General features: G+C 54.5%; 25 protein-coding genes and 2 rRNA genes. All 27 read left to right on the top strand.

Annotated features, from left to right (window positions below; all coding sequences use genetic code 11):
- Positions 1-385: ribosomal RNA gene (locus HYT79_09955) — 23S ribosomal RNA — on the top strand; the annotation flags it as partial.
- 154 nt (positions 386-539) lie between these two features.
- Positions 540-658: ribosomal RNA gene (gene rrf / locus HYT79_09950) — 5S ribosomal RNA — on the top strand.
- Positions 659-714: 56 nt separating this feature from the next.
- The gene (locus HYT79_09945; protein MBI2070908.1) at positions 715-1,488 is read left to right on the top strand and encodes a hypothetical protein; all 774 of its coding nucleotides are present in this window, start codon (positions 715-717) and stop codon (positions 1,486-1,488) included.
- Positions 1,489-1,504: 16 nt separating this feature from the next.
- The gene (locus tag HYT79_09940) at positions 1,505-2,050 is read left to right on the top strand and encodes a 50S ribosomal protein L10 (protein ID MBI2070907.1); all 546 of its coding nucleotides are present in this window, start codon (positions 1,505-1,507) and stop codon (positions 2,048-2,050) included.
- 23 nt (positions 2,051-2,073) lie between these two features.
- Entirely contained in the window at positions 2,074-2,466 is a 393-nt protein-coding gene (gene rplL / locus HYT79_09935) for a 50S ribosomal protein L7/L12 (protein MBI2070906.1), read from the top strand.
- An 88-nt stretch (positions 2,467-2,554) separates the two neighbouring features.
- A complete protein-coding gene (gene rpoB, locus HYT79_09930) occupies positions 2,555-6,400 on the top strand; it encodes a DNA-directed RNA polymerase subunit beta (GenBank protein MBI2070905.1) in 3,846 nt (1,281 codons plus the stop codon).
- A gap of 30 nt (positions 6,401-6,430) precedes the next feature.
- Entirely contained in the window at positions 6,431-10,615 is a 4,185-nt protein-coding gene (gene rpoC, locus HYT79_09925; protein ID MBI2070904.1) for a DNA-directed RNA polymerase subunit beta', read from the top strand.
- Between the two features lie 3 nt (positions 10,616-10,618).
- Positions 10,619-11,026: a 30S ribosomal protein S12 gene (locus HYT79_09920; protein MBI2070903.1), complete on the top strand. Its 408-nt coding sequence runs from the start codon at positions 10,619-10,621 to the stop codon at positions 11,024-11,026.
- Between the two features lie 41 nt (positions 11,027-11,067).
- Entirely contained in the window at positions 11,068-11,538 is a 471-nt protein-coding gene (gene rpsG / locus HYT79_09915) for a 30S ribosomal protein S7 (GenBank protein ID MBI2070902.1), read from the top strand.
- Positions 11,539-11,544: 6 nt separating this feature from the next.
- Positions 11,545-13,638, top strand: a complete 2,094-nt coding sequence (gene fusA, locus HYT79_09910) for an elongation factor G (protein MBI2070901.1) — start codon at positions 11,545-11,547, stop codon at positions 13,636-13,638.
- Between the two features lie 19 nt (positions 13,639-13,657).
- The gene (gene tuf / locus HYT79_09905; protein ID MBI2070900.1) at positions 13,658-14,854 is read left to right on the top strand and encodes an elongation factor Tu; all 1,197 of its coding nucleotides are present in this window, start codon (positions 13,658-13,660) and stop codon (positions 14,852-14,854) included.
- A complete protein-coding gene (gene rpsJ / locus HYT79_09900) occupies positions 14,855-15,226 on the top strand; it encodes a 30S ribosomal protein S10 (protein MBI2070899.1) in 372 nt (123 codons plus the stop codon).
- A 52-nt stretch (positions 15,227-15,278) separates the two neighbouring features.
- The gene (gene rplC, locus HYT79_09895; protein MBI2070898.1) at positions 15,279-15,983 is read left to right on the top strand and encodes a 50S ribosomal protein L3; all 705 of its coding nucleotides are present in this window, start codon (positions 15,279-15,281) and stop codon (positions 15,981-15,983) included.
- Positions 15,984-16,001: 18 nt separating this feature from the next.
- Positions 16,002-16,640, top strand: a complete 639-nt coding sequence (rplD, locus tag HYT79_09890; protein MBI2070897.1) for a 50S ribosomal protein L4 — start codon at positions 16,002-16,004, stop codon at positions 16,638-16,640.
- Between the two features lie 10 nt (positions 16,641-16,650).
- Positions 16,651-16,920, top strand: a complete 270-nt coding sequence (gene rplW, locus HYT79_09885; protein MBI2070896.1) for a 50S ribosomal protein L23 — start codon at positions 16,651-16,653, stop codon at positions 16,918-16,920.
- 5 nt (positions 16,921-16,925) lie between these two features.
- On the top strand, positions 16,926-17,795 hold the full coding sequence (gene rplB, locus HYT79_09880; GenBank protein MBI2070895.1) for a 50S ribosomal protein L2: 870 nt from the start codon (positions 16,926-16,928) through the stop codon (positions 17,793-17,795).
- Between the two features lie 30 nt (positions 17,796-17,825).
- Complete coding sequence (rpsS, locus tag HYT79_09875; GenBank protein ID MBI2070894.1) at positions 17,826-18,113, top strand: 30S ribosomal protein S19; 288 nt, start codon at positions 17,826-17,828, stop codon at positions 18,111-18,113.
- Position 18,114: 1 nt separating this feature from the next.
- Complete coding sequence (rplV, locus tag HYT79_09870) at positions 18,115-18,495, top strand: 50S ribosomal protein L22 (protein ID MBI2070893.1); 381 nt, start codon at positions 18,115-18,117, stop codon at positions 18,493-18,495.
- Entirely contained in the window at positions 18,473-19,282 is an 810-nt protein-coding gene (rpsC, locus tag HYT79_09865) for a 30S ribosomal protein S3 (GenBank protein ID MBI2070892.1), read from the top strand. The genes rplV and rpsC overlap by 23 nt, the downstream gene beginning before the upstream one ends.
- Before the next feature lie 4 nt (positions 19,283-19,286).
- Positions 19,287-19,700 (top strand): 50S ribosomal protein L16, encoded by a 414-nt coding sequence (gene rplP, locus HYT79_09860; protein MBI2070891.1) that lies wholly within the window; start codon positions 19,287-19,289, stop codon positions 19,698-19,700.
- Positions 19,700-19,915: a 50S ribosomal protein L29 gene (gene rpmC, locus HYT79_09855; protein MBI2070890.1), complete on the top strand. Its 216-nt coding sequence runs from the start codon at positions 19,700-19,702 to the stop codon at positions 19,913-19,915. Before rplP ends, rpmC begins: the two co-directional genes overlap by 1 nt.
- Positions 19,912-20,196 (top strand): 30S ribosomal protein S17, encoded by a 285-nt coding sequence (gene rpsQ / locus HYT79_09850; GenBank protein ID MBI2070889.1) that lies wholly within the window; start codon positions 19,912-19,914, stop codon positions 20,194-20,196. The genes rpmC and rpsQ overlap by 4 nt, the downstream gene beginning before the upstream one ends.
- Positions 20,197-20,200: 4 nt before the next feature.
- Positions 20,201-20,569, top strand: a complete 369-nt coding sequence (gene rplN / locus HYT79_09845; protein ID MBI2070888.1) for a 50S ribosomal protein L14 — start codon at positions 20,201-20,203, stop codon at positions 20,567-20,569.
- 37 nt (positions 20,570-20,606) lie between these two features.
- Positions 20,607-20,921, top strand: coding sequence for a 50S ribosomal protein L24 (locus HYT79_09840; protein ID MBI2070887.1), 315 nt, complete (start codon positions 20,607-20,609; stop codon positions 20,919-20,921).
- Complete coding sequence (gene rplE, locus HYT79_09835) at positions 20,918-21,532, top strand: 50S ribosomal protein L5 (protein MBI2070886.1); 615 nt, start codon at positions 20,918-20,920, stop codon at positions 21,530-21,532. Before HYT79_09840 ends, rplE begins: the two co-directional genes overlap by 4 nt.
- Before the next feature lie 4 nt (positions 21,533-21,536).
- Positions 21,537-21,722 carry a type Z 30S ribosomal protein S14 gene (locus HYT79_09830; GenBank protein MBI2070885.1) on the top strand — a complete coding sequence of 62 codons (186 nt, stop codon included), beginning with the start codon at positions 21,537-21,539 and terminating at the stop codon, positions 21,720-21,722.
- 7 nt (positions 21,723-21,729) lie between these two features.
- Positions 21,730-22,119 (top strand): 30S ribosomal protein S8, encoded by a 390-nt coding sequence (gene rpsH / locus HYT79_09825; protein ID MBI2070884.1) that lies wholly within the window; start codon positions 21,730-21,732, stop codon positions 22,117-22,119.
- Positions 22,120-22,121: the final 2 nt, after the last annotated feature.

The following is a 22,121-nucleotide window of genomic DNA, read 5'->3' as shown; positions in this document are numbered from 1 at the left end:
CTGGGGCTGGAGAAGGTCCCAAGGGTCCGGCTGTTCGCCGGTTAAAGCGGTACGTGAGCTGGGTTCAGTACGTCGTGAGACAGTACGGTCCCTATCTGCAGTGGGCGCAGGAATCTTGAGGGGAGTCGATCACAGTACGAGAGGACCTGATTGAACGTACCTCCCGTATCGGAGTTATCCCGCCAGGGGTACATGCTCCGTAGCGGTGTGCGGATCGGATAACCGCTGAAAGCATCTAAGTGGGAAACCGACCCCAAGATAAGGATTCCCGGACCGCAAGGTCCCTGAAGGCCACCCGTAGACTACGGGTTTGATAGGGGAGAGGTGGAAGCTGAGTAATCAGTGTAGCCAACTCCTACTAATCGGCCGTGCGGCTTAGCCACATCATTCGATCCCTTATAAATATATATCCATGTCATTCTGAGCGAAGCGAAGAATCTCAATTGTGAGGTCCTTCGACTTCGCCCCGCCAACGGCGGGGCTGCGCTCAGGACGACTTAAAAACGGTTGAACAGAGTTGAGCCGTTTTTAATCGTTTTTCCGGTGGCATTACCGGCGGTGCAACACCCGTTCCCATTCCGAACACGGCAGTGAAACCCGCCTGGGCCGATGGTACTTGTCGCTGAGCCGCGACCGGGAGAGTAGGTCGCTGCCGGATTTAATTTTGTTTTGAGTTGCGCTAATAAAGTTCGTCAAAATTATTGGAGGTTATGGATGGGCCTCTTCGTGGGGCCTATTTTTGTTATGACGCAAGTTGTTGAGTCGTTGCAGAGCGCGGTGCGCTCGCCGCATTCAGCCTGGGGCATCCAGGTCGGCTATTCTTTTATTAAAGATGAGCCGGCTCTTGATATCGAATCAGGCGGCTCGGTGACGGCTCCGGGCGGCGCCAGTTATTTCAGCGGTTCCCCCGGTAGCCTGAATCTCGAGACAAGATCGGAAGGCGTGGGCTTGCGGCTGCAATTTCCCAAAGGCGACTATTTATCTTGGGATGCGGATGTGGGTAGCGCCAATTATCAGATTTTTATCCCATCGGGCTCGGTGACCAATCAGTTGGCAACCAGCTCCGGGTATCGCTTGGGCGTCGGGTTAAACGTCGATATTGTCCGTAAAACCATGGTGACGCCGCGTGTTTGGGCTAGGGCATCTTGGTCCACGGTGCGCACCAAGCCGCAGCGGATTTATTTCGGCGGACCCGGGCAATGGGAATCGGTCGACGATCGCTGGGACTTGACCCGTTACGGATTGTTGTTGGGTGCGGAGTCATCCTGGTTCGGCGGCCGCGTTTCTCCGGCCGCGGGATTTGAAATTTTTGAAAAACGCGCGAAGCTGGTTGATCGCAGGGACGGTGAAACCGTCTCCGGGAACGAGATGGGGTACCTGTTGTTCGCGGGCGGCGCTTGGGCGTTCTCGTTGAGCAACGTCCTTCGTTTGGAGCTGGCTGCGGGTAAAGAAGAATCCGCTCGCCTGGCTTTTGAGCAAAGATTTTGATTTGAGGAATTTACTCATGAACAAAAAAGAAAAAGCGCAAGTGTTGGACGATTTGACGGCGTGCTTGACGCATTCGCCGATCAGCCTGTTCGCCACGTTCAAGGGCGTAAAAACCCCTGAGCTTTTTGAGGCCAAGAAAAAAATTAAGGCCGAGAAAGCCGCTTTTCAGATCGTCAAGAAGTCGTTGCTTAAAAAAGCTTTTCAGACCATGGGCATTGAGGCGGGTTCGACGGAATTTTGGAAGGGCGAAATTGCGGCGTTGACCTCGTCCAATGGAGACCCGGTGCGTCTGACCAAGCTGCTGGCCCAGTGGGGCGAACAAAACAAAAACATCGGCATTAAAGGCGGCTTTATGCTGGCCGATAAGCAATGGCTGGACAGGAAAACGATCGAGATCATGGCCAAGCTGCCCGGCGCCAAGGACCTGCAAGCGAAGCTCGTCGGCACGCTGGCGGCTCCCCTGGCGCATTTGGCCGGCGTGTTGAATGCCGTGACCGTAAATTTCGTGCTGGTTTTAAAAGCCCTAGAAGAAAACAATAAGAAATCTCAAGCAACCGCTTGAGTCAATCAGGAGGTAACGTATCCATGCCCGTAGCGACGCAAGATGAGCTGATCGAGGCTATCTCGAAACTGAATGTTTTGGAGTTGGCCAATTTAGTCAAAGCGCTCGAAGATAAATTCGGCGTTAAAGCCGTGACCGTAGCCGCCCCTGCCGGAGCTTCCGCTGCCGGCTCGTCCGGAGCCGCCGCCGCTGTCGTCGAAGAAAAAACGGAGTTCACCGTTGTTTTAGCTTCGGCCGGCTCGAATAAAATCCCGGTGATCAAATTGGTTCGCGAATTGACCGGTTTGGGCCTTAAAGAAGCCAAGGATTTGGTTGAAGGCGCCCCGAAAACCGTCAAGGATGGAGTGCCTAAAGCCCAAGCCGAAGAAATGAAAAAGAAACTGGCGGAAGCCGGAGCCACGGTCGAACTCAAATAATTGACCATTGTCGGATTGCGATTGACGGATGAAATGAGCGGCTCGTCAATCTCGGCCTTTTGCTCAATGTTTGAACGAAGAGGTGTTCATGTCTCATAAGATTAAGCAGTTAACGTTCGAGAAAGCGATCGTTTCGGCGAAGCCCCCTGACCTTCTCGAGCTTCAAAAGAATTCCTACGCCAACTTTTTACAGGAAGACGTCGCGAATAAGGAAAAAAAGTTGCAGGGACTTCAAGCTGCTTTTATGGACATTTTCCCAATTTCAAACGAGGACGAAAGCCTTTCGCTGGAGTTCGTTGAATATTCAATCAGCAAGCCTCGGTTCGCCACCCCTAAAGAGGCGATGCTTTTTGATAAATCCTACACCGTTCCTCTAAGGGCCACGCTTCGTCTCGTTCACCGGCAAACGACCGGGAAGGTCAAGGTCATTTCCGAGCAGGAAGTGTTTCTCTGCGACCTTCCTTATATGACGGAGAGCGCTTCGTTCGTCATCAACGGAGCGGAGCGCGTCATCGTCAGCCAGCTGCATCGGTCGCCCGGCATCTTTTTTGAAGAGGACGAGGAAAAGAAAGTTTCCCGTTTCGGCAAGAAGTTGTTCATCGCCCGCGTTATTCCTTACCGAGGCGCTTGGATCGATTTTGAATTCGACTTAAACAACGTTCTCTTTGCCAGAATCGACAAACGCCGTAAATTTCCAGCCACCGTGTTGCTGCGCGTGTGCGGCCTGGAGAAGGATGAGGATATCCTCGCTTTTTTCTATAGCGTCAAAAAGTACTCGATCGTCAAGGAGCCGACGCTTGATCATTACGCCGGACGTATTCTGGCCAAAGACGTCGTGGACCCTGATTCCGGCGAGGTGGTCACCGAGGCGGGCGAGCCCCTGACCAAGGAAATTTTGGCCAAAATCCAGAAGACCAAGGTTCACGATTTGGTCTTAGTGGAGTGGGATGAGAAGAACTCCAACGTCACGATGATCGAAACGCTTAAAAAAGATCCCATTAAATCCCGCAAGGAGGCCCTTCATTTTCTTTATAAATACGTCCGCGGCCAGGAGTTCGTCATCCAGCAACAAGCCGAAGAGCTGATGGAGAATATGTTCTTCGGCAAAAAGTCGAAGAAATATGATTTGACCCATGTCGGGCGTTACAAGATCGCCAAAAAACTCGGCCCTGTGTTTGAGTATTTGGAGTCGCGCAAAGAGTGTAATTTCAAAACGCCCGCTCAATCCAAGAGAGAGCTGGCTCCGGAAGACGTGGTCGCCGCTATTTTGTACCTGACATTTTTGAACGACAACGTGGCGTCTTGGGAGCATAAGGGCGGCGTCATGCCCGTGTTGGTCGACGATATCGATCATTTGGGCAATCGCCGGGTGCGCGCCGTGGGTGAACTGCTGGAAAATCAATTTCGCGTGGCGTTGACCCAGATGGCCCGCGTTATTCGCGAGCGCATGGTCCAGGCTCAGGAGAAAAGCGAATTAACCCCGCGCCAACTGATCAACGCCTCGGTGTTGAACGGCATTTTGCGCAATTTTTTCGGCAGCTCGCAGCTTTCGCAATTTATGGACCAGATCAATCCGTTGGCTGAATTGACCCATAAGCGGCGCCTTTCGGCCCTCGGCCCGGGCGGCTTGCATCGAAAGCACGCCGGTTTTGAAGTGCGCGACGTGCACCACACGCATTATGGACGCATCTGCCCGATTGAAACTCCGGAAGGTCCCAATATCGGTTTGATCACGTCCCTGGCTTTTTACGCCCGCGTCAATGATTTGGGCTTAATCGAATCTCCTTATCGAAAGGTGGAGAAAGGCCGTCTTACGGATCAGGTGATCTACTTGACCGCGGACGAGGAAGACGAGGCGATCATCGCCCAAGCGAATACCCCAATCGATGACAAGGGAAATTTAATCGGCGATGTCGCCGCCTGCCGCTACCGGGGCGATTTTCCGGTTGTCGATCCCAAGCGCGTCCAGTACATGGACATTTCGCCGACCCAGGTGTTCTCCGTCTCCACCGCGCTGATTCCCTTCTTGGAACATGACGATGCCAATCGCGCGTTGATGGGTTCGAACATGCAGCGCCAAGCGGTGCCGCTGGTTAATCCCGAGTTTCCCTTGGTGGGCACCGGGGTTGAGGCGATTATCGCTAAAGATTCTCACGCGGTGGCCACGGCCAAACGGGCCGGCCGCGTCGTTTATGTCGATGCCGAGCAGGTTGTCGTTAATACCGGCGACAGTAAGAATCCTTTGGACGTGTATTCCCTGACCAAATACGAACGCTCGAATCAGGACACCACCGTTGATTATCGTCCAATCGTCAATCGTGGCGACCGAGTGGCTCAAGGCGATCCGTTGGCCGATGGTCCATCCACCTGCGAGGGGCAGTTGGCCTTGGGCAAGAACGTTCTTGTGGCGTTCATGCCGTGGGACGGTTATAACTTCGAAGATGCGATTTTAGCTTCCGAACGATTGGTTCGCGACGACACGTTCAAATCCATTCATATTTCGGAATTTGAGGTCGAGGCGCGCGAGACCAAGCTCGGACCCGAGGAGATCACCAGGGATATCCCCAATGTTTCGGGGGAAGCCTTGGGCCATCTCGACGAGCAGGGAATCGCGATCGTGGGCACGGACGTCACCCACGGCGATATTCTCGTCGGCCGGGTTATTCCGCGCGGCGAGGAGCATTTGACGCCCGAAGAGAAACTCTTGAGGGTGATTTTCGGCAAAAAGGCCGAGGATGTGCAGGACGCTTCGTTGCGGGTGCCTCCGGGCGTGGCCGGCAAAGTGATCAAAGTCCAAGTTTTCGTTCGCAGAGAAATTTTGGGTCCTAAAGAAAAAGAGAAGCGCCGTCGCGAACTCGATGACGAGATCAAGGCCGGGCAGAATTTGATCGATGAAAATGAATCCGCGGCCTTGGCGATGCTTGAGGAAAAAAAGAAGGCTGGTAAAGTTGACGCTCAACATTATCGCGAAGAAAAAGAAGCGATCGATCTGCTGGCTGATCGGCGCAAGCAGGATTTGAATGTTTACCGGGATCGCGAGCGCGAGCGCATCAATCGCGGCGATGAAGTGGCCGTGACCGTCAATCGCGTGGTCAAAGTGTATGTGGCGACGATGCGGCCGTTGAGAGTCGGCGATAAATTAGCCGGCCGCCACGGCAATAAAGGCGTGGTCTCGAAAATTCTTCCCATCGAGGATATGCCCCGCATGCCCGACGGCACGCCGATCGACATTGTGTTCTCCCCGTTGTCCATCCCTTCGCGTATGAACGTGGGCCAGCTGCTGGAAACCATGTTCGGCTGGGCCGCCAAAAAATTCGACGCTCAGGTCGTCACCCCGGTTTTCAACGGAGCGAATGAGGCCGAGATGAGGCAGAAAACCAAAGAGGCCAGGGAAGCGTTGATGGCTAAGGGCGTTCCCGAGAAATATTTGCCGGCCGAGGATTTGCGGGTCACCCTTTACGACGGCCGCACGGGGCAGGCCTATCTTGAGAAGATCACCATCGGCTACATGTATGTTCTCAAGCTGATCCACGTCGTTGAGGACAAAATTCATGCCCGAAGCACAGGACCGTACTCGCTCATCACGCGCCAGCCGTTGGGCGGCAAAGCTCTCTTCGGCGGACAACGCTTGGGCGAAATGGAAGTCTGGGCGCTGGAAGCCTACGGCGCGGCCCACACGCTTCAGGAATTTTTGACCATTAAATCGGACGATGTGTGGGGGCGCACAAAAATGTACGAATCCATCATCAGGGGTGAAGATCCCGTCCGTCCGGGCGCACCCGAATCATTCAAGGTTTTGGTGCGCGAGCTTCAGGGTCTGGGCTTGGCCGTCGAGCTCTTAAAGCAGGAAACCGGCGCCAAGGAAAAATCGTCCAAATCGGACGAAGCGTCGTCGCGGTCGGCCTCAAAAGAGAAAGAAGAGGCGAAAGCTTAGCTCGCGGTATGAATTTTTAAGGAGGCATTGGTGGCACAGGCGTCAACGAAACTCGAAGAGTCCACGAGGGAACTTCTTTTCTCGTCTCGGAAGAAGAAAAAGAAATCAGGAGATTCGCTTAATTTTATCGATTTTGACGCCATTCGCCTGACGGTGGCGAGCCCGGAAAAAATCCGAAATTGGTCTTGCGGCGAGGTCAGAAAACCAGAAACGATCAATTACCGGACGTTGAAACCTGAGCGCGACGGGTTATTCTGCGAGCGTATTTTCGGGCCGGTTCGTGATTACGAATGCGCCTGCGGCAAGTACAAATGGGTCAAATTCAAAGGCATTGTCTGCGATCGATGCGGCGTCGAGGTCACCGAGGCCAAAGTCCGACGCGAACGCATGGGCCATATCGAACTGGTGGTTCCCGTGGCGCATATTTGGTTTTTAAGGAAGCCGCCGTCGAGAATTTCCATCGTCCTGGACATGAAACTGTCGGACTTGATGAAAACCATTTATTACAAGGAAGACGGCTACCTGGTGCTGGAAGACTTGGAACACAGCGGCAAGACGCTGTTCAACAGGGGCGATATCGTTGATATCGATGAATACGCTAAGGCCAAGACCGAATACGGCAACAAATTTAAATGCTCCATCGGTGCCGGCGCGGTGCGCGATTATTTGGCCAGCATCGATTTAAAGAAAGAAACCGATGCTTTGAGAAAAAAAGTCGTCAAGCTGGAAAGTGAAGGCGAACGAAACCGTTTGATCAAGAGGCTGAGGATTTTGGAGGGCTTTCTCTATTCCGAGAGCCGGCCAGAGTGGATGATGCTGTCGGTTCTCCCCGTAATCCCGCCGGACCTGCGCCCGCTCGTCCCGTTGGAAGGCGGACGCTTCGCCACCAGCGATCTCAACGATTTGTACCGGAAAATCATCAACCGCAATAATCGCTTAAAACATATCGAACAACTGCGGGCTCCGGAAGTCATGATCCACAATGAAAAACGCCTGCTTCAGGACGCCGTGGATGCGTTGATTGAAAACGGCGCCGGCTGGAAGGTGGCTTTGGGCCCCGGCAACCGGCCGCTGAAATCCTTGTCCGACATCATCAAAGGCAAAGAAGGCCGCTTCCGTCAGAATCTTCTGGGTAAACGCGTGGACTATTCCGGACGTTCGGTGATTGTGGTCGGCCCCAAGCTTAAGCTTCATCAGTGCGGCTTGCCTAAAGAAATGGCGCTGGAGCTGTTTAAACCCTTTTTGTTGGGCGAGTTGATCAAACGCCACAGCGTGACCCTTAAGGCCGCGCGCAAAATGCTTGAGAAAGCGACCCCGGAGGTTTGGGATATTCTTGCTGAAATCACCAAGGATCATCCTGTTTTATTGAACCGCGCGCCGACCTTGCACCGCCTTTCCTTTCAGGCGTTCGAGCCTGTCCTGGTGGAGGGCAAGGCCATTCATCTGCATCCCCTGGTTTGCGCGGCGTTCAACGCCGACTTTGACGGCGACCAGATGGCGGTTCATGTGCCGCTATCCTATGAATCCATCGTCGAAGCCAAGCTGTTGATGATGTCGTCGCGGAATATTTTTTCTCCGGCCTCGGGCAAACCCATCGCTTTGCCCAGCCAGGACGTTGTGCTGGGCTTGTGTTATTTGACCAAGGTCAAACCCGGCGTTTTAGGCGACGGTAAATATTACGGTTCTCGGGACGAAGTGATTGCCGCCTTTCAGCGGCGTCATACCCATCCTAATGCCCGTATTAAGGTCGTTGGTTTGAATAAGCTCGTTGAGGACAACCTAAAAGATGATGAACAGAAAGATCCGGGCCGCTGGAAAGATTGGACGACGGTCGGACGGGTCATCCTCAACGAAGTGATTCCGCCCGAACTCGGTTACGTCAATCATCCGGTCGACAAAAAAGGGTTGGGCGCCATTATCTCCGAGTGTTACCGAACTTTGGGGCATTACCGGACCGTGTTGTTGCTGGACGAGATCAAGAATATCGGGTATCGCTATGCCACCTATTACGGCGTCAGCATTTCGGTTTCGGACATGATCGTCCCTAAGGCCAAAAAAGATATCGTCAAAAGGGCCCAAGACAAGGTCAAAGAAATCGAACGTCAAGCCAAGGCCGGCGCCATAACGGAAATGGAGCGCTACAACAAGGTGGTCGACCTTTGGACTCATGTCACGGATCAAGTTGCGGACACCATGTTCACGGAAATGCAATCCGGAGACAAAATTCCCCAGAAAGAAGGGCAACCTTTGTTTAATTCGATTTTCATCATGGCTGATTCCGGCGCGCGCGGCTCCAGGGCCCAGGTGCGCCAATTGGGCGGCATGCGCGGCTTGATGGCCAAGCCCCAGAAAAAAATCGTCGGCCAATACGGCGAAATCATCGAAACGCCGGTTATCTCCAATTTCCGCGACGGTCTTTCCGTGCTCGAGTATTTCATTTCGACGCACGGCGGCAGAAAAGGTTTGGCGGACACGGCCTTGAAAACCGCTGATGCCGGCTATTTAACCCGGCGTCTTGCGGACGTGGCTCATGACGTGGTTATCATCGAGGAAGATTGCGGCACTATCAACGGAACCAGGTTGACGCCTCTGATGTCCGGCGAAGATATCATTGAACCGCTGGAAGACAGGGTTTACGGCCGCGTGACTCTTGAAGATATCCGCGTTCCCAGCGAAGGCAAGGAAAAAGAGAAGGTGTTGGTCGCCGCCGGCGAATTAATCGATTGGCCGAAAGCCAAAGCCATCGGCAAAGCGGGCGTGCCTTATGCGCGCGTGCGTTCGGTGTTGACCTGCGAGTCTTCTTACGGGGTGTGCGCCAGTTGTTTCGGGCTTTCGTTGGCCACGGGCAAAACTGCTGAGTTGGGCGAAGCCGTAGGTATTATTGCGGCGCAATCCATCGGCGAACCGGGCACGCAGTTGACGTTGCGCACATTCCATATCGGCGGTACGGCCGCGCGCGTGGTTTCCAAATCGCAAGCCATGGCCAATGTCGAGGGCGTCGCTGTGTTCAAAAATATCGAGATTTTGAAAAGAAAGGACGGCGAGGTGCTGGCTCATTCGAGAAACGGCGAAATCGCCGTTATTGATCCGGTCACGAAAAAAGAGAAGGAATCCCATCGGGTGCCCCAGGGCGGCCGTCTGAAGGTCAAGACAAATACGCCTGTGGCCGCAGGCACGCTTTTGGCTGAATGGGATCCGTATGCGCTGCCCATTCTCTCTAAAGTCGAAGGCGTGGTCCGCTATGAGGACATCGCGGAAGGCATCACAGCGCACGAAGAGAAGAATAAAATTACCGGTTTGATCGAGCGGCGCATCATCGAACATCGCGAAGCCAGGAAGCGGCCGCGTTTAGCCATCGTTGATAAAAACGGCAAAGCGTTGGATACGTATACCTTGCCGGTGGACACCATTATCGTGGTGGTCGACGGCGATGGGGTGAGTGAAGGCGACGTGTTGGCCAAGATTCCGCTCGAAGTCAGCATGACGCGCGATATCACGGGCGGCCTGCCGCGCGTGTCCGAGCTCTTCGAGGCGCGCCGGCCCAAGAATTCAGCGGTGATCTCGGAAATTGACGGCATCGTATCTTTAGGCATGACCCCCAAGGGAGGCCAGAAGGTCATCGTGAAGAACGAAGAAACCGGCGTGGTCTGCGAATACATTATCCCTCAGGGCAAGCATTTGATGGTTTATGAGGGCGACAGCGTGGGCGTCGGCGAGGCTTTAACCGACGGCCCCGTCAACCCCCATGATATTTTAAGGGTCAAGGGCGTTAAAGAGTGCCAGGAGCATTTAGTGGGCGCCATTCAAGAAGTGTACCGGCTCCAGGGCGTGGTCGTGGATGACCGGCATATCGAGTTGATCGTGCGCGAGATGTTGGAGAATGTCCGCATCACCAAAGCCGGAACCACAAAGCTCTTGGTCGGTGAAATCGTCAATCGTTTCGAGTTCGAGGACGAGAACAAAAAGGTCACCAAGGGTAAAGGCACGCGGGCTGAAGCCCAAGTCGTATTGTTGGGCATCACCAAAGCGGCCCTGTCGTCGCGAAGCTTTATTTCAGCCGCCAGCTTTCAGGAGACGACCAGAGTCCTGACCGACGCCGCTGTCAGCGGCAAGCTGGACTATCTGCGCGGATTGAAAGAAAACGTCATTATCGGGCGATTGATCCCGGCCGGAACCGGCCTGGTTGCGCGCCAAGCTATGGAGGCCGAGACTTAAAATATGCCCACAATTAATCAGCTGCTTCGCATTAAGCGCAAACGGCAGACATCTCGTTCCAAATCACCCGCATTGATGAATTGCCCTCAGCGCCGGGGCGTCTGCGTGCGCGTGTTCACCACCACGCCCAAAAAACCCAATTCGGCGTTGCGTAAAGTGGCGCGCGTCAAGTTGACGGCCGGCATCGAGGTCACGGCTTACATTCCAGGGATCGGCCATAATCTTCAGGAGCACTCGATCGTGTTGGTTCGGGGCGGCCGCGTGAAAGATTTGCCCGGCGTCCGTTACCATATCGTTCGCGGCGTTTACGATTGCTCCGGGGTCGAAGGCCGGCGCCAGGGCCGCTCCAAGTACGGGGCGAAGAGGCCGAAAGATGCCGGAGCCAAGGCTGCGGCGGGAGCGAAGGCCTAAGATGACGTTAAATTTTAAATATCAAATTTCAGAGGTGCACTATGCCTAGACGTCCCGTTGAACGACGTTCCCCTCCGCCTCCGGATGTTCGCCATTCCAGCCAGTTGGTCAGCCGGCTGATCGGAAAATTGACATTCACCGGTAAAAAAGTCCAAGTGACGAGGGTGCTCTACGATGCCTTGGATTTGATCAAGAATAAAACGGGCGAGGATCCGATCGTCGTCTTGTCGCGTTCCGTGGAAAATTGCCGGCCTCTGTTGGAAACCAAGCCCCGCCAAGTCGGCGGCGCCACCTATCAGGTGCCCATTGAGGTCCGGCCGTATCGCGGCGAAACTCTGGCCATGCGGTGGATCATTGATTTCGCCCGTTCCCGGAAGGGGCAACCCATGGCCGGAAAATTGGCCGAAGAGATTATGCAAGCCTCCCGCAAGGAAGGCGCCGCGTTCAAGAAGCGCGAGGAAATGCACAAAATGGCGGAGTCGAATCGCGCCTTCGCTCATTATCGGTGGTAAGAATTAATGCCTAGAGCTTTTCCGCTGGAAAAAGTCCGCAATATCGGCATCATCGCTCATATCGACGCCGGCAAGACCACGACCACCGAGCGCGTTCTTTTTTACACGGGCCGGATCCATAAAATCGGCGAAGTGCACGACGGAACGACGACCACGGACTGGATGCCTCAGGAGCGCGAGCGCGGCATCACCATTACCTCTGCGGCAACCTATGTGACGTGGCGCGATTATCACATCAATATCATCGATACCCCGGGCCATGTGGATTTTACGGCCGAAGTGGAGCGCAGCTTGCGCGTTTTAGACGGCGCCGTGGTTGTGTTTGACGGTGTTCAGGGCGTTGAGCCGCAGTCGGAAACCGTGTTCCGCCAAGCGGATAAATACCATGTTCCCAGGATTTGTTTCGTCAACAAAATGGACCGTATCGGCGCTGATTTTTACATGTGCATCAAATCCATCGAGGAGAGGCTCGGGGCCAATTGCACGCCGATTAATATCCCGATTGGAGCCGAAGATTCGTTTAAGGGCGTGATCGACTTAGTGGTAATGAAAGCCGTTGTTTGGGATGATAAAGACGGTCTTCAATATCACGAAGAAGACATCCCGGCCGAGCTCAAGGATAACGCCGCAAAGTGGCGCGAACGGATGCTGGAAAAAATTTCCGAGTTCGACGACACGCTCATGACGAAATTTCTCGATGGCAAGCCGATTTCGATCGAGGAAATCCGCGCCGCCATCAGAAGGGGCGTGCTCACCGGTAAATTTTTTCCTGTTTTATCCGGCGCCGCTTATAAAAACAAAGGCGTTCAGCCCATGCTCGATGCCGTCTGTCATTATTTACCCAATCCGCTGGATATTCCTCCGGCCAAAGGCACCGATCTTAATACCGGCGCCGAGGCCGAGAGGAAACCGGACGATGATGAGCCCTTTAGTGCGTTGATTTTTAAAATTCAAACGGACCCTTACGTGGGGAAATTGGCGTATTTTCGGGTTTATTCCGGAGTTCTGGCCACGGGAACAAGCGTTTTGAACACCCGGCGCAGCACCACCGAGCGCGTGGGACGATTGCTTCGTATGCATGCGCAACATCGGGAAGAAGTTAAGGAAGTGAGGACCGGCGACATTGCGGCCACCGTGGCCATGAAAAACGCTTCGACCGGCGATACGATTTGTTTTGAGGATAAGCCCGTGGCCTTAGAACAGATTAAATTCCCCGAGACCGTCATCTCGGTGTCCATCGAGCCGAAAACCAAGGCGGACGAGGAAAAATTGGGCATTGCCCTTTCGCGTTTGGCGGAGGAAGACCCCACGTTTCGCGTTCGCCGCGATCATGAAACGGGTCAAACCATTATGTCGGGCATGGGCGAGTTGCACTTGGAAATTCTCGTTGATCGCATGAAGCGGGAATTCAACGTGCTCGCCAATATCGGCAAGCCCATGGTCGCTTATAAAGAAACCGTCAGAAAGAAAGTGCAGCGAGAGGGCAAGTACATACGGCAAACCGGCGGACGCGGTCAATACGGTCATGTCATTCTTGAGATCGAGCCCCGCGGACGCGGTCAAGGATTCGAATTCGAGAGCAAAATTTTCGGCGGCGTCGTTCCCAGAGAATATATCCCGGCCGTTGAAAAAGGCGTTAAGGAAGCGATGGAAGAAGGCGCGTTGGCCGGATACCCGATCGTGGATTTAAAAGTGGCGTTGACCGACGGTTCCTATCACGAAGTGGATTCATCGGAAATCGCCTTCAAAATTGCGGCGGCCATGGCCTTGCGCGCCGGTTGTCAGCACGCCGATCCTGTGATTTTGGAGCCGATTATGCGATTTGAGGTATCAATGCCCGAGGAATACATGGGCGATATCATCGGAGATTTAAACTCGCGGCGGGCCAAAGTGCTCGACATGGAGAGCCGCGGTAATAGTAAAATAGTACGCGGGACCGTCCCACTGGCCGAGATGTTTGGCTATGCGACCACTATGCGCAGCCTCTCTCAAGGACGAGCGTCATTTAATCTGGAGCCTTCTCACTACGAAGAGGTTCCTCGCGCCGTTCAGGAAACCATCGTGGCCAAAGCGACGGGCGCTAAAGAATCTGTTAAGTAAGCAAGGAGGATGAGAACACATGGCAAAAGGCAAGTTTGAGCGGACGAAGCCGCATGTGAATGTCGGCACGATCGGTCACGTGGATCACGGAAAAACCACGTTGACGGCGGCTATTACGAAGGTACTTTCGAAGAAGGGTCTTTCTCAATTTAAAGAATACGCCGATATCGCTAAAGGCGGCGTTGTGCGCGACGCATCCAAAATCGTGACCGTGGCTGTTTCGCACGTCGAGTACGAGACGCCAAAACGCCATTACGCTCATATCGATTGTCCGGGTCATGCGGACTACATCAAAAATATGATCACCGGCGCGGCGCAAATGGACGGCGCGATTCTCGTGGTTTCCGCTCCTGACGGCCCCATGCCGCAGACCAGGGAACATGTTCTCTTGGCGCGCCAGGTGAACGTCCCCCACATCGTTGTTTTTTTGAATAAGTGCGATTTGATCGATGATCCCGAGCTTCTGGATTTGGTTGAGATGGAAGTTCGCGATCTATTAAAAAAATACGAATACCCGGCGGATAAGATCACCATCATCCGGGGCAGCGCCTTGAAAGCGCTTCAGGGCGATGCGGGCGAGTTGGGCGAAGCGGCCATCATGAAGCTGATGGACGCTCTTGACGCCAGCATCCCGGAGCCGCAGCGCGACGTTGACAAGCCGTTTTTGATGGCCATCGAAGACGTGTTCTCCATTACCGGCCGAGGCACCGTGGCCACGGGCCGCGTAGAGCGCGGACGGCTGAAAGTCGGCGATAACGTGGAAATCGTGGGTATCACCGATACGAAGAAAACCGTGGCGACCGGCGTGGAGATGTTCCAAAAGACGCTTGACGAAGCCATCGCCGGAGATAATGTCGGCGTGCTCCTGCGCGGCGTTGAGAAAGAAGGGATCGAGCGCGGTCAGGTTCTGGCCGCCCCTGGATCCATCACGCCACATAAAGTCTTCAAGGGTCAGGTGTATATTTTGAACAAAGACGAAGGCGGCCGCCATACCCCCTTCTTTAAAGGCTACCGGCCTCAGTTCTATTTTCGAACCACCGACGTGACGGGCGAGGTTGAATTGCCCGCGGCTGTGGAGATGGTGATGCCGGGCGATAACGTGGAAATCGTGGGCCGGCTGATCTCTCCGATCGCCATGGAAAAAGGCGTGCGCTTCGCCATTAGAGAAGGCGGCAAAACCGTAGGCGCCGGCGTGGTTGCGGAGATCAAGGAGTAAATGGTGGCGGCGAAGGACACAGCGCACGGCGCAAAAACGGAAACGGCCTCCAGGGCCGCTTTGCCGGCGGATCATCGGATTCGCATCCGGCTGCGTTGTTACGACCATAAAATGCTTGACGAGTCGGTTGAGAAGATCGTGGCGACCGTTCGCAGGACAGGCGGCGTTATCGTAGGCCCGGTTCTGTTGCCGACGCGCCGAAAGCTCTATACGGTTCTTCGTTCGCCGCATACGGATAAAAAATCCCGGGAACAGTTTGAATTGCGCATCCACAAACGATTGGTTGATTTGAAGGAACCGACCCCAAGGACAATCGATGAATTGATGAAACTCGATTTGCCTCCGGGTGTGGACGTGGAGATCAAGCTCTAATAAAGCAATGTCTGAAACAACCCAGGCTCAACAGGATAAAACGGCGCCCAAGCTGAAAGTCATTTTGGCCAAAAAACTGGGCATGACCCAGGTTTTTGACAATCATGGCCTGGCTCAAGGGGCGACCGAGCTGTTGGCCGGGCCCATGCGGGTTGTTCAGGTCAAAACCAAGGATACGGACGGGTATTCGGCCCTGACCCTGACTTTTGATGATCAGGCCGAAGATCGGGTCAACCGTCCACAATCAGGCGTTTTCAAGAAGGCCGGAATAACTCCGGCGCGTTTATTGCGCGAAGTTCGTCTTGTGGATACGGCCGGCTGGGAACCGGGGCAGACCGTAACGCTGGAGGGGATGTTCACTCCCGGCGATTACGTGGATGTGGCCGGCGTTTCCAAGGGGAAAGGATTTGCCGGCGGCGTGAAACGCTGGAATTTTCGAGGCGGACCAAAAACGCACGGCCAATCCGACCGGCACCGGGCCCCGGGTTCTTTGGCGGGCCGCCGGTCGTTGGGCCGCGTTTTGCCCGGCAAAAAAATGGCCGGCCACTTGGGCGTTGAACATCTCGTCATTCATAAATTGGAAGTTTTGAAGGTCGATCCGGCCAATAACCGTTTGTTTGTTTACGGCGGCGTGCCCGGAACCTCCGGCAGTTACGTTTTAGTTCGTGAAACAGTGAAACGCCGTAAGCACCGTATCGAAGTGGTTCAAACGGCCAAGGCCTCGAAGAAAAAACCGGCGGCTCCGGCTAAAAAGTAGAGGACCAAAAAAAGTTTTATGAAACAGCTTGACGTTATCGATTTAACAACGGGTTCACCGACCGGAGAAAAGCTAACGGTTCCGGAAGCGCTGGCTTCGATCAAGCCCAACAAAGCGTTGCTGCACGAGGTCGTGATCGCGTACCAGAGCAACGCGCGCCGGGGAACGCATGCGACGCTGACCAGAGGCGAGGTCAGCGGTGGCGGCAAAAAACCGTGGAAACAAAAGCATACGGGCAGGGCCAGAGCGGGTTCTATTCGTTCGCCCCTGTGGCGCAAAGGCGGCATCACCTTCGGACCCCAGCCGCGCAGCTACCGCATCGACGTCGGACCGGTGAAGCGTCAAACGGCGTTTGTGCATGCGTTGGCGGCGCGTTTAAACGAAGCCGCTTTCCAAGTGGTTCTTGAAGAGAATTTGGCCAATATCGAAAAAACCAAGGAGTTGCATCAGTTACTGCATGCTCGCGGTTTGGATGAAACCGTGGTTTTGGTCAGCGAACCTAAACCCACGTTTTTAAGAGCGGCCAGAAATTTACAGTCCTTGTCGGTCAGGCTCTGCGATTCAGCCACGGCCGTCGACATTTTGACGGCCAAGTCCCTTGTGGTCACCCGTAAGGCTTGGGACCGGCTTGTGGAGGTGCGCTTACGTGGCCTCTGATTTCGGCGCAGTGCTCATTCGCCCGCTCATTACGGAAAAGTCGACCGGTCTCAAAGAGGACGCTCATCAATATTCTTTCAAGGTCCACAATGCGGCGACCAAAGGCGATATCCGCCGCGCGGTCGAAGGATTGTTTAAGGTCAGGGTGCTGAGAGTCCGCACCGTCAACATGCGCGGTAAATTACGTCGCATGGGCCGGACCCAGGGATATTTATCCGACTGGAAAAAGGCCATGGTGACCATTGCGGCCGACCAAAAGATCGATTTTGAGAAGGTGTAGTTGCAATGCCTGTAAAAACATATAAACCGTACACGCCCAGCCGTCGCTTTATTCAGACTCAGGATTTTTCCGAGCTCTCCCGGGTCAAACCGGAGAAGTCCTTGCTTGCCGGCCAGCGCAAAAACGGCGGCCGCAACAATACCGGCATGATCATGGTCCGCCATCGCGGCGGCGGCTCGAAACAGGCGTATCGTTTTGTGGATTTTAAACGGCGTGATTTTTGGGGGATTCCCGCGAAAGTGGCGACGATCGAGTATGATCCCAATCGCAACGCCCGTATCGCCTTGCTTCATTACGCCAACGGCGCTAAGCGTTATGTTCTGCATGCCGTGGGCGTCAAAGTCGGAGATGTGCTTTACAGCGGTCCGGATTCGCCGATTAAACCAGGCAATGCCTTGCCCTTGGAATCCATCCCCGAAGGCACCTACGTGCACGCTGTTGAGTTGAAGCCCGGCCTCGGCGCGGCACTCGCCCGATCCGCCGGCACCCAGGTTCAAGTCATGGCTAAGGAAGGCCGTTTCGCGACCATCCGCCTTCCGTCCGGAGAAACAAGATTGATCCCCAAGGAAAGCATGGCGACGATCGGGCAGGTGGGCAATATTGAAGCCAATACCATGACCATCGGCAATGCCGGCCGCAATCGCCATCGTGGATGGAAGCCGTATGTTCGAGGCACGGCCATGAATGCGGTGGACCATCCTTTGGGCGGCGGCCGAGGTAAATCCAAAGGCAATAATATTCCCAGAAGCCCTTGGAATCAGCCGTCAAAGGGTTTGAAGACCAGAAGAAAAAAGATTTGGGATTGGATGATTCTTCAGGATCGCAGAAGAACGAAAGTGTTGGCGGCCCAGCAATTGTCCGGGCCGGCCGAATGAAAATTTTGGATAGGACGCCGGAGGTGAAGCTTGGCTAGATCATCGAAGAAGGGCCCTTATGTCGATTGGAAGCTGCTGAAAAAAGTGCAGGAAACGGTGCGTTCCGGTGAAAAGAGAAGCATTAAGACATGGTCGCGCCGCTGCACCATCGTTCCCGATTTTGTCGGTGTGACTTTTTTAGTGCATAACGGCCGCAAATTTTTGCCCGTTTACGTGACGGAGCAGATGGTCGGTCATAAATTGGGTGAATTTTCATTTACGCGCTTCTTTAGGGGCCACGGCGAGGCTCATACCAAGGAAGCAACGGCGAAGACATAACATGGCTGAAGCTGTTGCACGCGCACTCTGGGCTCGTTACGCCCCCCGCAAGGTGGGCCAGGTGGCCTCGTTGATCAGCCGGAAGAACGCTCAGCGAGCGCTGTTGTCTCTCGAGTTTTTACCCAAGGGGTCTTCCGTTCTGGTTAAAAAGACGCTCGAATCCGCCCTGAGCAATCTCGGTGGAAAACTGGGGCGCAAAGTTGACCCCAAGGAAGCCTGGATTAAAACCTGCAAGGTTGACCAGGGCCCGGCGCTCAAAAGAATTCATGCCGGGAGCATGGGACGAGCTTTTCCTTATAAGCGCAAAATTTGCCACTTGACCATTGTGGTATCGGACGAACCGGAATCAAGGAGTTTTCATGGGACAAAAAGTACCGCCTAAGGCCACGCGCCTGGGTTATATTCAAGACTGGGATTCGCGATGGTTCCCTTTGCGTAACGCCCCGGCGTTGATCGTCGAAGATGCCATGATCCGAAGGGTTGTGGCGGAGCGTTTCAAGCACGCGTCCATTTCAAAGGTGGTGATCGAGCGCGCGGGCAGCTTTTTACGCGTCATCCTTCATACCGCCCGTCCGGGCATGGTGATCGGCCGCCGCGGCGCGGATATTGAGTCCTTTAAATCTTTGCTTGAAGAGAGAACGGGCCGCAAAACATTCGTTAATGTGTTGGAAATCAAATACCCGGAACTAGACGCCGCGTTGGTGGCGGAAAGCATCGCTTTCCAGCTTGAGCGCCGCGTTAATCATCGTCGGGCCGTTAAACGCGCGATTGAACGCGGTATGGCTCAGGGCGCTTCAGGCATCAAGGTGATGGTCAGCGGACGCTTAGGCGGCGCCGAGATCGCCCGGTTCGAATGGCATAAAGAGGGCCGTGTGCCGACGTCCACATTCCGCGCGGACGTGACGTATGGAACGGCCGAAGCGTTTACTGTTTCCGGAAAAATCGGCGTCAAGGTTTGGATTTTCAAGAAAGAGTATTTCACCAAGAGCAAGGAAGATTTGGTCAACGAAATCAAAAAAGCCAAGGCCCAGGAAACCGGCATGACCCAGGAAGAGGGCATCCCGATGGTTGCTTTAGGCAGCCCGACGGCTGCGCCGAAGCCGACTCCTGTGCCGGAGGCTCAATCACCTTCTTCCTCGAGCAAGGCCGAGGGGAATCCCGGGACCTAAATTTATGTTGATGCCTAAGAGAGTCAAATATCGCAAGGCGCATAAGCCCGTTCTAAAAGGCGTTGCTTCCAGAGCCGTTGAAGTGGCGTTCGGAGAATACGGCCTCAAGGCTTTGGGACTCGGGTATTTGACGTCCCGGCAAATCGAAGCGGCCCGTCTGGCCATTGCGCGAGCTTTGAAAAAGGGCGGCAAGTTTTGGATTCGCGTTTTCCCGGATCGTCCGATTACGCGAAAACCCGCTGAAACCCGCATGGGCAAAGGCAAAGGAGAGCCTTCCTATTGGTGTTGCGTGGTGCAGCCGGGCCGGATTTTATTTGAAATCGAAGGCATTACGGAAGAGGCGGCGCATGAGGCGCTGAGTTTGGCGGGCGATAAGCTTCCGTTTCGCTCGACCGTGGTTAAGAGGTTGGAATTCTGATGAAACGCAAAGACAAGGAATCAATGAGCGCGTTGTCGCCGGCTGAGCTGCAAAGCGAACTCGACAAACGGCGCCGGCAGCTTTTTGAATTCAAATTTCAGGGGACGTTCCGCCAGGCCAAGAATCCGCTCGAGCAGCGTTCGCTCAGGAAGGATATCGCCCGGATGATGACGTGGATTCGACAAAAGAAAAGCGAGGAGGCCGCTCAGCAATGACAACGAATTTGGTTAGCGTGACCGAGGGCGAACACCGGCGAAAGTCGCGGGTGGGCGTCGTGGTTTCCGACAAGATGGCGAAAACGAGGGTCGTCGAGGTCCTGCTGTTGACGCATCATCACCTTTACGACAAATTGTTGCGCCATAAAAAGCGCTATTACGCGCATGACGAGGACAACAAATCCAAAGCGGGGGACCGTGTTCTCTTGGAAGAAACGAGGCCGTTGTCCAAGCTGAAACGCTGGCGCGTAGCCAAGGTTTTGGGAAAAGGAGCGGCTTAAACCAATGGTGCAATTAAGGGCCATGCTGGCTGCGGCGGACAACACCGGAGCCAGAAAGTTGATGGTCATTCACGTTTACGGGGGCACGCGTCGCCGCTATGCGTCCTTGGGGGATTTGGTCGGCTGTTCGGTCAAGCAAGCGGCTCCCGACGGTTCGGTAAAGAAAGGCGAGGTCGTTAAGGCCGTCGTTGTGCGGACCAAGAAGCCTTGCCGCCGCGCCGACGGCACTTATATCCGTTTTGACGAGAACGCGGCTTGTATCGTTGATGACACCGGGGAACCCAAAGGCACGCGCGTTTTCGGTCCCGTGGCTCGGGAATTGAGGGACAAAAATTTCCTCAAGATTATTTCTTTGGCTCCCGAAGTCGTATGACGGGAATAATGTTGAATTTAAGGAGAATCGGACGCTAATGTCGCTGGGAATCAAGAAAAAAGACACCGTTCTCGTTCTTTCGGGAGAAGACCGTGGCAAGAAGGGCGAGGTGATCAGAGTTTATCCGGATAAGAATCGGGCCCTGGTCAGCAAAATCAACATGGTCAAAAAACATAAACGGGCTTCGCGCGAAAAGCCGGGCGGCATTCAAACCATCGAAGCGCCTGTGGCGTTGTCGAAACTGCAACTGGTTTGCCCTAAATGCAGCCAGGGCACGCGTCCTAAAGTCCAATTTTTGACGGATCAATCGCGGGTGCGCGTTTGCCGCCGCTGCGGGGAGCAAATCCCATGACGAAACCCAACATTGTTTCTGAAGCGCCGAATCGCGACTATACGCCGAGGCTCAAAGCTCTTTACAAGGCGGTCGTTGTTTCCGAGGTGATGCAGCGGTTCAGCTTGAAAAACATTTGGCAGGCGCCGCGCTTGACGAAAATCGTGGTCAACATGGGCGTTGGTCAGGGCAAGGAAGACGTCAAATATTTCGATCAGATGAAAGAAGACCTGAGTCTGATCACCGGTCAGCTGCCGGATGTCCGCCGGGCCAAGAAATCCATCGCCAGTTTTAAAGTCCGCCAGGGTCAGCCCATCGGTTTGCGCGTGACCTTGCGCGGCGACCGGATGTGGGAGTTTCTGGACCGGCTGACAACCATCGCCTTGGCGCGCATCCGCGACTTTCGCGGGCTTGACGGCGGGGCTTTCGATGAGGGCGGCAATTACAATATCGGACTGCGCGAGCATCATATTTTTCCCGAAGTCAGCCTGGAGCGCTCCCCGAGGGCGCATGGCATGAACATTACGATTGTAACGACCGCCGATAGCACAGAACAGGTTCGAACGACGCTTGAACTCCTGGGCCTGCCGTTTAGAAAACAGGCCAAGGGAAAAGCGAAAGGAACGGCATAAATTTATGGCAACGACTGCTTGGATAGCGAAAACAAGAAAAAAACCTAAGTTCCCCGGGCGCAGCCGCAACCGGTGCCTGCTCTGCGGCCGGCCCAGGGGCGTCTATAGGGATTTCGGCCTTTGCCGAATTTGTTTCCGCCAGATGGCGCATCGCGGAGAAATCCCGGGCGTCCGCAAGGCGAGTTGGTGAGGTAATCATGGATACAATCAGCGACATGTTGACGCGAATCCGCAACGCGGTTCAGGCCAAAAAAGAAGTGGTGGAAATTCCGTCTTCGCGGATGAAAAAAGAAATCGCCCGCGTTCTCAAAGAAGAGGGTTATATCGCCAACTTTAAAATTTTCGAGGACGGCAAAGCCGGCACGTTGAAAATTCTTCTGCGTTATACGAGAGAAAAGGAGCCGGCCATCACCCGCATCGAACGGGTGTCGAAGCCATCGCGCCGTATTTATCGCTCTTATCAGGAAGCGGACGGCGGAGCTCAGGAGCTCGGAACCGTGATTTTGTCCACGTCCAAAGGAATCGTCACCTCGCGCCAAGCGAAAACGCTTAAAGTCGGCGGCGAGATTTTGGCCAAGGTTTGGTAATG

The organism is Elusimicrobiota bacterium (assembly GCA_016180815.1).
Classification (GTDB): domain Bacteria; phylum Elusimicrobiota; class Elusimicrobia; order JACQPE01; family JACQPE01; genus JACPAN01.
This window is presented reverse-complemented; position numbering and strand designations above follow the sequence as displayed.